The 10,647-nt window shown below is 71.3% G+C and carries 9 protein-coding genes and 1 pseudogene; 3 read left to right on the top strand and 7 right to left on the bottom strand.

Annotation, left to right across the window (positions count from 1 at the left end; genetic code table 11):
• From D7W82_RS35295 to D7W82_RS35310, 4 genes and pseudogenes are all read right to left on the bottom strand, one after another.
• Positions 1 to 184, bottom strand: a pseudogene (locus D7W82_RS35295) (hypothetical protein); the annotation flags it as partial.
• The gene (locus tag D7W82_RS35300; protein ID WP_120622515.1) at positions 181 to 816 is read right to left on the bottom strand and encodes an outer membrane beta-barrel domain-containing protein; all 636 of its coding nucleotides are present in this window, start codon (positions 814 to 816) and stop codon (positions 181 to 183) included. The gene D7W82_RS35300 and the pseudogene D7W82_RS35295, both read right to left, overlap by 4 nt.
• Positions 817 to 875: 59 nt before the next feature.
• Complete coding sequence (locus D7W82_RS35305) at positions 876 to 3,470, bottom strand: AgmX/PglI C-terminal domain-containing protein (protein WP_120622516.1); 2,595 nt, start codon at positions 3,468 to 3,470, stop codon at positions 876 to 878.
• Between the two features lie 39 nt (positions 3,471 to 3,509).
• Positions 3,510 to 3,920: a hypothetical protein gene (locus D7W82_RS35310; RefSeq protein WP_233588131.1), complete on the bottom strand. Its 411-nt coding sequence runs from the start codon at positions 3,918 to 3,920 to the stop codon at positions 3,510 to 3,512.
• A 230-nt stretch (positions 3,921 to 4,150) separates the two neighbouring features.
• Here D7W82_RS35310 and D7W82_RS35315 point away from each other — a divergent pair, with 230 nt between their 5' ends.
• Positions 4,151 to 6,505, top strand: a complete 2,355-nt coding sequence (locus D7W82_RS35315; RefSeq protein WP_120622517.1) for an MtsA protein — start codon at positions 4,151 to 4,153, stop codon at positions 6,503 to 6,505.
• 160 nt (positions 6,506 to 6,665) lie between these two features.
• Entirely contained in the window at positions 6,666 to 7,082 is a 417-nt protein-coding gene (locus D7W82_RS35320; RefSeq protein WP_120622518.1) for a hypothetical protein, read from the top strand.
• Here the strand turns inward: D7W82_RS35320 and D7W82_RS35325 are convergent.
• The 3 genes from D7W82_RS35325 to D7W82_RS35335 form a co-directional block, all read right to left on the bottom strand.
• The gene (locus D7W82_RS35325) at positions 7,079 to 8,038 is read right to left on the bottom strand and encodes a hypothetical protein (protein ID WP_120622519.1); all 960 of its coding nucleotides are present in this window, start codon (positions 8,036 to 8,038) and stop codon (positions 7,079 to 7,081) included. The two genes, D7W82_RS35320 and D7W82_RS35325, sit on opposite strands and share 4 nt — an antisense overlap.
• Positions 8,035 to 8,565, bottom strand: a complete 531-nt coding sequence (locus D7W82_RS35330; RefSeq protein WP_147439708.1) for a hypothetical protein — start codon at positions 8,563 to 8,565, stop codon at positions 8,035 to 8,037. Before D7W82_RS35330 ends, D7W82_RS35325 begins: the two co-directional genes overlap by 4 nt.
• Before the next feature lie 100 nt (positions 8,566 to 8,665).
• Positions 8,666 to 8,968 carry a hypothetical protein gene (locus D7W82_RS35335; RefSeq protein WP_120622521.1) on the bottom strand — a complete coding sequence of 101 codons (303 nt, stop codon included), beginning with the start codon at positions 8,966 to 8,968 and terminating at the stop codon, positions 8,666 to 8,668.
• A gap of 248 nt (positions 8,969 to 9,216) precedes the next feature.
• Here D7W82_RS35335 and D7W82_RS35340 point away from each other — a divergent pair.
• On the top strand, positions 9,217 to 10,647 hold a 1,431-nt coding region (locus tag D7W82_RS35340; RefSeq protein ID WP_120622522.1), incomplete at its 3' end, for a calcium-binding protein.

Below are 10,647 nucleotides of genomic sequence, written 5' to 3' on the forward strand. Positions count from 1 at the left end.
GGACGGCGGCGGTGCCCGCGTCCGTGGGGCCGGCGGTGCCCGCGTCCGGTGCCTTCGCCGTGGCGGCGGCCGGTGGAGGTGGCATGGGCAGCGTGCCCGCGTCCGGTGCCGCGAGGGCGACCGCCGGGGACACGAGGAGCGCGGCGCTGGCGAGCGCGGCGACGATGAGCGGGCGGGACGTCATTCCGTGGCGCCGAAGTTGAAGGCCGTCCCAATCTGCACGGTGGGCACGTTGATGATGCGCGACGCGCCCGCGAAGACGGTGTTGTTGGTGACGTCCAGCCGGAAGGACACGTTCTGGCTGGAGAACATGCGCACGCCCAGGCCCAGGTTGACGGCGGGGCGGAAGCCGTCGCTGCGGTCCACCTTCACCACCGTGCCGCCGGCCAGCAGGAAGACCTCGAAGTGGATGACGTTGGCGTTGAGGAAGGACGTCTTGCCGTACAGCGGGCTCCACATGAGGTCGCTTCCCACCATCCACTGCACCTGGTCCTCGAAGGCGGTGGCGGTGGGGGCCGCGTCGAAGTCGCGCTCCAACTGGCGGCGCAGGCTGGTCTGCACGTTGTAGCTGTACGTGCCACGGCCCACCTGCCACGCGACGCTGTCGCTGAAGTGGTACGTGTAGCCGACGGTGCCGATGAGGCCCTTGTAGAAGGCATCCGCGGGCAGCACGCCCACGCCGAGCGAGAGCTCGTGGTGCATGCGGTACAGACGGTCCTGCACCGCGGAGACGGTGCCGGGGTTCTCGAGTTCCTCGGCCTGGGCGCGCGCGAGGCCGGGCACCAGGCACAGGAGGGAGAGCAGGAGGAATCGCACGGGGACTTTTTCCTGTCAGGAGGCGGGGAACGACGTGGGGTGGGGGGAGCGCCCCCGCGTCAGTAGCCGACCGAGTTGAAGAGGAACGGATACGTGATGATGACCTGGCCGCCCTTGGGGGCTGGGAACTGCCAGCCCTTCAGGCTGCTGAGGATGCACGCCTCGACGGAGGCGTTGCGGAGGGTGGAGGACTTCGTCTTGGCGGAGGCGACGCGGCCGTTGAGCCCGATGGCCCACTCCAGCACCACCTTGCCGGCGAGGCCGGGGTCCTTGAGCAGCGCGCGTTCGTAGCAGCCGTGCACCTCATTGAGGTGGCTGTTGATGACCCTGGCCACGGCTTCGCGGTCCACGGTGCCCTGGGTGGAGGAGATGCTGCGCGCGGTGGCGCGCGTGACGGTGCCGCCCACCGCGCCCTTGCCCACGCCGCCCGCGCCCAGCGCGCCAATGCCGCCGCCGCCCTTGCCGCGCAAGAGCTCCGCGCCCAGCGTGGCGCCGCCGCCCTTGCCGCCGCCGCCCAGGCCGAAGGTGCCCAGGCCCGCGTTGGCGATGGGCGCCTTGCCGATGAGGCCCGCCAGCTTGTAGTTGGTCTGCTTGGCGTTCTTGCTGCCCGGGCCGCTGCCCAGCTTGTCCACGGCGGCCAGCAGGTCGTTGGTGGCGGGGCCCGCGGCGGACAGCTTCGCGAGCGCCTTGAGGGCCTTGCTCTCCGGCGCGGCGGCCACGGCCTTGGGGACCTGCACTTCCTTCACGGGCTTGGGAGGCGCCTTCTCCGCGACGACGGGCTTGTCCTTCGCGGGCTCCTTCTTCTTGAGCGTCTCGAGCTTCTTCTTGGCCTCTTCCTTCTTCTTGGGCTCGGGGGCGATGAGGCGCAGCGCGACGGGCGGCAGGTTCTTCTGCGTGAAGTCCGCGGTCGCGGGGCCTTGAGGCCGGGTGGCGATGAACCAGCCCAGGCCGCCGCCGAAGATGGCGAGGAAGAAGAGGGTCAGCCAGGGCAGGCCCTTGAGCGGGTTGACGAAGACGCGCTCGGGGGCAGGGGCCGCGTAGGCGACGAGCGACATCTTGCCCTGGGTGAGGCGGGCGGCGGCGCCGTCGCGCAGGGTGACGAAGCGGCGGCTGCCGTCGGACTCGAGCGCGGCGGTGGTGACGGGGGCGAAGCGGCCGTCACTGTGCGCCTTCTCCACGTCGGTGCCGGGGGGCACGAAGAGGCGGTAGTTGCCGTTGACGGACTCGGCGAGGGTGAAGTCGTCACCTTCCGGGAGGGCGAAGCCCCACAGCGGCATGGGGGCCAGCTCGTCCACGGCGGCCTTCACGGGCTTCTTCGCGTCCGGGACGAAGCGGCGCGCGTCGCGGCGCACGGCGCCCCAGTACAGCTCCAGGTAGAGCTGGGCCGCGCCCTTGCCCGGGCCGATCTTCGGCGCGTGCGTGGGGCGGCTGGCCGGGGCCGCGTCGAGGACGAGGGGGCCGGAGGTGGGCGCGGCGACATCCGTGTCCACGTCCGCGAGCAGGTCGTCCACGGCGAGCAGGCTGGGCATGACCTCCGACGGAGGACGGCGCCGCGCGGAGGGGACGGTGCCCGCGGGAACGGCGGGAGCGGGAGCCGGCTTCGACGAGGCGTGCGCGTGCGCGGCGTGGGCACCATTCGGGTGCGCGCCGTGCACTGCCTGGGCGCCAGCGTGCGCGGCCTGGGGATGCCCCGCGTGCGCGCCGTGCTGCGCGTGCGCGTTCTGCTGCGCGAAGGCCGCTTGTTGCGCCTGGGCCGCCTGCTGCTGCGCATGCGCTGCTTGTTGTGCCTGCTGCTGCGCGAGCGCGGCTTGCTGCTTCGCGTGTGCGGCCTGCTGGGCCTGCGGCTGCGCGAGCGCGGCTTGTTGCTGCGCGTGTGCGGCCTGCTGGGCCTGAGCGGCTCGTTGCGCTTGCTGTTGTGCCAGCGCGGCCTGCTGGGCCTGCTGTTGTGCCAGCGCGGCCTGCTGAGCCTGCTGCTGCGCGTAGGCGGCCTGCTGGGCCTGTTGCTGCGCGTAGGCGGCCTGCTGCGCCTGCTGCTGCGCGTAGGCGGCCTGCTGCGCCTGCTGCTGCGCGTAGGCGGCCTGCTGAGCCTGCTGCTGCGCGTAGGCGGCCTGCTGGGCCTGTTGCTGCGCGTAGGCGGCTTGCTGAGCCTGCTGCTGCGCGTAGGCGGCTTGCTGCTGCGCGTGCGCGGCCTGCGCGCCGTGCTGGGGCGCGAAGCCATTCGCGGGCCCGAACGCGTGCGTCGCCCCGTTGCCTCCGTTCAGGGGCGCGGCGGGCGGAGCCCCCGCACCTCCGAGGAGCGCGGCGACCTCGGGCGGCGGCTGCGGCTTGGACTCGACGGGACGCTGGTTGAGGATCCGCGTCTTCAGGACGAACGGACCGCACAGCACCTCGTCCACGGAGCGGATCTCACAGGCGGTGACCTGGTGCCCGTTGACGAAGACGCCGCTGGCGCCGCCGCCCGCATCCTGGATCGCGGTGCGGCCATTCTGGAAGTACAGCAACGCATGGCGGGGCGACACGGACGCGTCGTCCAGCCGCAGATCCGACGACGCATCGGAGCCGAGCGCGTAGGTGCCGGGGACGAAGACCTCCGTCCCCACCAGGAGGCCGTCGCGGAGGATGACGACTTGCAGGACGCTGGGCTGGCCGCTCAACGGTGACGCTCCCTTCGAGGGGTGATGGGCGGTACGGCCCTACTGATCGTAGACGGTGGCGAGCGTCTCCGAGCGGAAGCTGTCGCGCTCGCGAAGCATCGACTTCGTCTTCAATTCCTTGCGGTCATACAGGTACACGGCGCCGGACTTGTTCGTCTGGCCCTGGATGAGCCGGTCGTCGAAGTCGATGCGCGACGGGCCGCGCTGCGGCGGCGCGGACGACGCGGCTGCCGAGGCATCCCCCGTCACCGGATCCGTGACGGCCGTGCTCGACTTCGTCTCGATGCGCGGGGGCGCCTTGCTCGAGCCCTTCTTGGCCTTGGGTGCCTTCGCGGCCTTCGTCTTGGAGGCGCGTGCACGCCCCTGGGCCCAGGCATCGTTCGCGGGGGAGAGGGGACCGAAGCCGAGCACGCTGGCGACGGCACAGAAGAGGAGGAAACGTCGCATCATCAACAGGTTAAGCGATGCGAGCCCCGACCTGTCAACGCACACTCCAGCCCCATGGCATGGCCCGTGGCGATCAGGTGTGGGGGGCAGTCCACCTCACCTGGGGCGGACTCTCCACGACTCGTCCTGCTTCGTGCCGGTACGCTGGAAACGTCCCGTGGGGTTCCCTCCGAGCGGCGCCTCCCCAGCATGCGAGCAGACGTGGCACGAAGTCATCGTGACACGGTGGGCGGATGGAGGATGCTCGCGCGCGGGAGGCATGCCCACGCATGATAGGTGTCACTCGCCATCGGGGATGGATCGCGGCCGTGCTCGGAGCCCTGGTGCTCCTGGGGCTCGGGCTGTTCGCGTTGAAGCCCGGGAGCAGCCCCGCGCCAACGCCCGTGCCGCCGTCCGCCGCTCCCGCTGCGCCGCGCCCCATCCTCCAGGCGGTGGGCCCGAAGCTGACCAGCAACCAGACCTCGCAGCCGCTCTCCCTCTATGGAGAGAACCTGGTGCCGGGCCTGCGGCTGGTGCTCGGCGCGCCCCTGTCGCGGGAGGTGCCGCTCACGGTGGTGGACGCGCGCCATGGCTACGCGAGGCTCCCCCCCGACCTCCAGCTCCCCGAGGGCACCTTCCAGACGGACGTGCAGCTGTCGCTCGCCGCGACCGGACCCCGGCCCACGGGCACCACGCGGCTCACCCTGGTCAACGACGCGGCCTTCCCGGACCTGATGGCGGTGGCGCTGTCCCCGGATGGGCGCACGCTCTTCGTCGCGTCGCCGCCCACGGACACGGTGTTCGCGCTGGACGTGGCGTCCGGGCGCGTGGAGGCGATGGCGGTGGGGGACGGGCCGTCCGCGCTCGCGACCTGGAAGGACGCCAGCGGCCATCCCTGGTTGGGCGTGGCCCACCAGTACGGCGCGGAGCTCTGGCTGTACGCGCTGGACGCGCCGGAGCGGAAGGCCCGGGTCGTCCCCGCGCCCCCGGGCGTGTGGGGGCTGGAGGTGGACGGGGCGAAGGGCGTGGCCTTCGTCGCCGAGCACCACCGCGACACGGTGCACGCGCTCGCGCTGGAGGATGGCCGCGAGAAGTGGAGCGCGGCCGTGGATCCGAACCCGCGCGCGATGGCGCGGTGGAACGGACTGCTCGCGGTGGGCAGCCTCCAGACGGGGCAGGTGGTGCTGCTGCGCCAGGATGACGGCCGGGAGCTGGCGCCGGTGGTGCCGAAGCCCGGCGTCCCCATCATCGGAGGCACCACGGAGGCCTTCTCCGCGCAGGTGATGGGCGGAAAGGCGCCGCGAGCCCTGGTCGCGAGCGACCGCTTGAAGCGCCTCTTCATGTCGAGCCTGGGGCCGAACGTGGGTCCCAACGCCCAGCGCATGGAGGTGAGCGCCAACAGCGGCGTCGCGGTGCTGGACCTGGACCGGCAGGAGGTGGTGCGGCATCGGGGCTTCGGCGCGGGCGTGACGGAGGGGCTGGCGCTGGATGACCGCGCCGGGTTGCTCTATGCGGCGGACGTGGGCCTGGGGCAGGTGCGGGTGCTGGACGCGAAGGCGCTGGTGAAGGGCGACGCGGCGGCGCGCGAGGCGGTGCTCCAGACGCTGCCCGTGCACGCGCCGGAGGGCACGCCGTGGATCCGCCCCGTGGAGGACCTGGGCACGAAGGGGAGGGCAGGGCTGGAGTTGCACTCCGGGCCGCGCTCGCTGGCGCTGTCCCCGGACGGACGCACGCTCTACGTGCTCAACCGCTTCACGGGCACGGTGGCGGTGGTGGACGTGAGCGAGGCGCGGGCGGGAAAAGCGCGTGTGACGCGGCAGTGGCCGGTGGTGGACGTGCGCTCGCGCGAGCAGCGCCGGCTGGGGCAGGTGCTCTACTTCACCGACGTGGGGCGCACTGGCATGAGCTGCGACGCGTGCCACATCGAAGGGCACACGGGTGGTGTCTTCTTCGAAAAGACGCGCCCCATGCGCATCTACCGGTCCACGACGGCCCTGGGCAGCCGGGACACGCCGCCCTACTTCACGCCCGCGAGCACGCGCAGCATCGCGGAGACGGCGGAGACGGTGGGCGGGCGCAACCGCTACCACAACCCGGATCCGCTGCCGTCGGAGGTGGAGGCGCTGGCGCTCTACACCTCGCTGCTGCCCACCCCGCCCAACCCCTACCGGGGCGAGGGCGGCGCGCCGCTGGAGACCGTCACGCTGCCGGACGGGAGGACAGGCCATCCGGTGAAGGGCCTGGCGCTCTTCGAAGGAAAGGCCCGATGCCTGGCCTGCCACCCCACGCCCCTCTTCACGCTGGACCAGGACCCCTCGACACGGGGCCAGTACCAGGACGTGGGCACGCCCATCGCGCTGCCGCTGCGGCTGGAGCAGCAGCACCTGGTGACGGGAGCGGCGCCGCCGTCATTGGTGGGCACCTGGGACGTGTGGCCCCTCCTGACGAGCGCCACTGCGGGCTACGCGGTGCAGGAGGACCGGCTCGTGGTGGGCACACGCTTCCCGCTGCGCACGCTGCTTGAGACCCCAGGCCTGAACCACGGCGCCGCGCAGGAACTCACCGCCGAGGAGCGCGATGACCTGCTCGCGTACCTGCTCACGCTGTGAGTAGGGTTGGCGGATGCGTCGGTTCTCATCCTGGACGATCTTCATCTGCGTCGCCGCCCTGCACTGGGCGTGTGCCGCGGCTCAAGCTCCTGGCACGCCGAGACCCGGTGCCGACGCTCAGTCCGCCACCTGCCCGAAACATGAAGCGGCGACCGCGCGGGTGGAGTTCCAGCACGCGGGCTTCGACGGACAGACCCTGTCAGGGCGCCTGTTACTGGGGAGCTCGAATGGAAGCCTGTGTCTGGACCGGCGTCTCATCGAGAGCCACACGCTGACCGTGGAGCGGGTCCTGGACTGTGCCAGCGGGAAGTCCCTGCCGTTCCTCGTTGGCGACGTCCGGACGCCACCGCGCAGGGAAGAGGACATCCTCCTCCTCGGGCCAGGCCAGTGGTACGGGCGGGATGTATCCGTCCCGCTCTTCCCCCAGTCCGCGACCGGGCAGCCCGGACCTGAATGTGTCGACGTGGAGCTGTCCGTCCACGCACTGGATGCCGCCAACATCGCGAAGCCGAGGCTGCGCGTGACGCGCGCCGCGGCCCCCGAGCGGGAGCCGTCACCCACGAAGCCCACGCCCTAACGCGCGGGGTTGGAGTGGAAGGGGAGCAGCACCGCGGCGCGGACCCGGGTGGCCAGCGCATGGGAGATCAGCGGCCAGCCGAACGCCGCGAACGTGAGCACGGCCATCATCCCGCTGAACATCCACAGCCCCATCATCACCGCGATGCCCAGGTGCAGGCCCATCGTCAGCGCCACCCAGAGCCCCCGCGTGCGCCGGGGCCAGACGCAGAACGCGTAGCCCACCTCCACCACCAGCGTGCCCCACGTGGCCAGCTTCACCAGCCACGGCACCACCGCGAGCCACGCGAAGTCGAACTGGCCGTACTGGGGCTGCATCAGCACCTCCCAGAGCGCCGTCCCGTCCCGCCACACCGGCCCCAGCAGCTTCTCCAGGCCCGTGGTCAGGTAGATGATGCACAGGTGCACCTGCAACACGCGCAGCGACAGCGTCGCCAGCGCGGACGGCGCGCCGGAGAGCCTCTTCGCCCGCACGTCCAGGGAGTACGCCGTCCCCACCGGCATCACCGCGCAATAGAACAGACTGATGTGCGCGAAGGTCTCCACGCCGTAGGAGAAGAAGCTGATGCTGTTGAGCAGCACCGTGTGGAGGACCCACGCCACCACCGCCGACAGCCGCGTGTGCAGGCCCAGAAAAAGCCCCAGCAGCGCCACCACGTAGACGAACGTCAGGCCCTGGATGCTGGCCGCCTGCGAGAAGCCCAGCGGCTCCAGCGCGGCCACCACCGCGCCCACCCGGGGCACGGACGGGGACGCCATCGCCTCGGAGACGCTCCAGGGCACCCAGCCCTGGTTGCCCAGCAGCTCCGGCAGGATCTCCGACAGGCTCCACGCCTGGATGAGCAGCAGCGCCGCCACGCCGATGCGCAAGACGCCCAGCGGCTGCGGAGAAGAAGGCTCGCCGACGAACGCCGCCAGCCTGGCTCCCACCTCGGACTTCCAGGTCTGGACGCTCATGGCGTCACCTCCCCCGTGGACACGGCCGCGGGAGCGCGCCGCTGGAACTCCGCGCGGTAGGCCTCCGTCCAGAGCGGCCGCGACCCCTGGAGGTGCGCCGCCATGCTGGGCAACTGCAACGAGTCCACGCGCACCGTGACGGCTCGCGCGTCCGGGTGCCGGCCGAACATCGCCGCCGCCCACGCGCGGGCCAGCGCGTCCCGGCTCTCCTCCAGGCTGAAGCGCAGGTTCATGGAATGGATGCGCACGCTCACGGCGCCGTTGTCCGACCGGAAGTCGTCGTGCAGTTGTTCGCCGGACGCATCTTCCACGTCGAAGGAGACACGCACCGCCGGGCTCACCCCGGGGGCGAAGAAGCTGAAGCCGCTGCTCGACCCCGTCCAGTGCCCATAGGCCTGCGCCCAGGTCTTCGTCGTGTCCGTCAGCGGGAGCAGGGGCACGTGCAGCGCGCCACGGGCCACCATCAACAGGTGCAGCACGGCGAGGCCGGTCAACAGCCCGTGCCGGGGAGTCAACGTGTGTCGCATGGGGGCTCCAGACCGAGCGCCGGAGGGGGCACCTCCGGCGTCGGGTCCGTCTTGAATGGACCGCTACTTCACTTCAGGGGGTTGTGACGTCCGCCGGCGCTCAGTTGCAGTTGCCGGAGATGCTGCCGCCGCCGATGAAGATGCCCAGCAGGTTGCCCGTGGTGTTGCCCAGGATGTTGCCGCCGCCGAGGATGTTGCTGAGGATGCCGCAGTTGCCGTTGCCGCTGCCGGAGCCGCCCGCCAGGGGGCCCGTCTTCGACACCAGCACGACCTCCTCCATGGCCACCGCCATGCGCGGATCGTGGCTCTTCACCTCACGGTTGTGAGCCATCGCGCCCGTCGCACCCAGCGCCAGCACGAACATCGCCACGGTCCCGCCCAGCTTCATGGTCGTCTTCTTCATGGTCTTGCTCCTTGGGGATTGAACTGCATGGGCAATGTCTTTCCCCTCCCCGAAATCGGAACCATCCCGGTAAGACCAGGATTCTGTTGAGGGGTGATTCCAGGCGGGATGTGGACATTCCAGCCTGGTTGGCGGCGACCTTTTCTCGGCCGGCGCGAAGAGGCCGGAGCGGTGTCGGGGGCTTCACGTGGAGCCGGCCCTCGGGTCGCTTGCGTTGGAAGGGGGGGCTGAGGTCTACAATCCAACGAATGCGTTCCTCCCCCCGGGTCGCCTGGCTCCTGCTTCCAACGTTGTGGCTGTCGTGCACCGACGCGGGGCTCTATTCGATTGATGACCGCGCGGGCGGCACACGGGACCGCGCCAACTTCGAGGGCGACCTCTGCGTCCCAGAGGCCACCGGCGACGCGTTCCCCGTGAAGGTCATCTTCGCGCTCCAGGGCGGCACGGGCGTGGAGCCGGAGGTGGTGGGCTCCGCGGTGGACGGGCTCACCACGCTCACCTCGCGCTATACCGGCCCCCAGATGCGCTTCGGGCTCGTGGCCTTCCACTCGGTGGCCACCGGTCTGCAAGGCAGCTTCACGGACGCCGCCAGCTTCCAGTCCGTCCTGCCCCGCTACGCCAGCTACCAGCAGGATGGCCCCATCAGCATCCGCTCCGCGCTGCGGCTGTCCAAGAGCCTGATGTCCGGCGAGATGCAGGCCTCCTGCAAGGGGGAGGTCGCGCGCTCGCGCTACGTGGTCGCGCCCGTCATCCGCAGCTCCGACGTGAGCTGTGACAACCCGGCCTTCAACATCGGCATCGACAGCCGCTGCACCGCGCTGTCCCAGGCCGCCGGCTGCAACGCGTCCCCGGAAGCCCAGGCGCAGTGCAACGCCTCGTGCAGCCAGTGCGAGCTGACCGCCGTGGTGGGCGAGCTCAAGGGCCTGGTGGAGCAGCTGGGCGCGGGCGACGTCAGCGTCCAGCCCGTCTACGTCCGCGATGCCACGCCCGACCCCGTCACGCGGTTGCAGGTGGCCGCCATCGCCAACGCGGGCGGCAGCGCGCCCGTGGAGACGGACTTCGTGGGCCTGCCCAACGCGCTCACGCGGCTGGACTACGGCGCGCTCGACAACGCGCTCAAGTTGAAGCGCTTCCTCGCCTTCAACCGCAACGTGCAGGTGAGAAACGGCCAGATGCTCACCGACAGCGACGGTGACGGCGTGGCGGACGACGACGAGCGCGCCCTGGGCCTGGACCCCGCCGTCCCGGACACCGACCAGGACGGGCTCATGGACGGCGTGGAGCTGCGCATGGGGCTGGATCCGCTCGCCGTGGACATCATCAACGGCTGCAGCGTGGTGCAGGACACCGACGGCGACCGGCTCAACGACTGCGAGGAGCGCGTGCTGGGCAGCGACCCCTGCGTGGGCGACACCGACGGCGACGGCCTGCCGGACCTGGTGGAGGCCCTGTCGCGGACGAACCCGCTCGTCGCCGAGGACCTGCTCGACAGCGACCGGGACGGCCTCACCAACGTGGCGGAGGTCGAAGCCCACGGCGACCCGCTCAGCGCCGACCTCGACTTCCACCGCGAGCGCGGCTACGGCTACTCCATCGTCCCGCTGCCCCCCACCGGCACCAGCAACCGCGCCTGCTACCGCACCCGCGTGGAGAACGTCTCCCTGGTCCCCACCCTGGAG

This window comes from Corallococcus sp. CA049B (assembly GCF_003611685.1).
Classification (GTDB): Bacteria; Myxococcota; Myxococcia; order Myxococcales; family Myxococcaceae; genus Corallococcus; species Corallococcus coralloides.